The organism is Mesorhizobium sp. GbtcB19, from assembly GCF_019091085.1.
In the GTDB taxonomy this organism is placed as follows: domain Bacteria; phylum Pseudomonadota; class Alphaproteobacteria; order Rhizobiales; family Rhizobiaceae; genus Mesorhizobium.
This window is the reverse complement of record NZ_JAGXJY010000580.1, coordinates 1-233: the sequence shown is the minus strand read 5'-3', so window position 1 is coordinate 233 and position 233 is coordinate 1. Positions and strand designations below refer to the sequence as shown.

Below are 233 nucleotides of genomic sequence, written 5' to 3'. Positions count from 1 at the left end.
TGGGGGGGGGGATGGTGGTGTTTTAGAGGCCCAAGGGCAGCGCGCCCCCCATATAGAACCGGTCCCCTTTGCGCGCGGCATAGGCGCCGGCCCGGGCCCCGACGATGTTGGCCCAAGGCTGGCGGGCGGCGACGGCAAATGAACCCGCGGAGGCCCCGAGCGCGAAGCCCCCCAGCATGTCGGGAGCACCCCTGGTCTCCATGCCGGGGGCGAGGGTGCCGCCCCTGTAGGTG

1 protein-coding gene is annotated in these 233 nt (G+C 72.5%); it reads right to left on the bottom strand.

Annotated elements, in window-relative coordinates; translation table 11 throughout:
- Positions 1-22: 22 nt before the first annotated feature.
- A partial coding sequence (locus tag KVT37_RS33105) for a hypothetical protein (RefSeq protein WP_217579112.1) occupies positions 23-233 on the bottom strand: 211 nt, incomplete at its 5' end.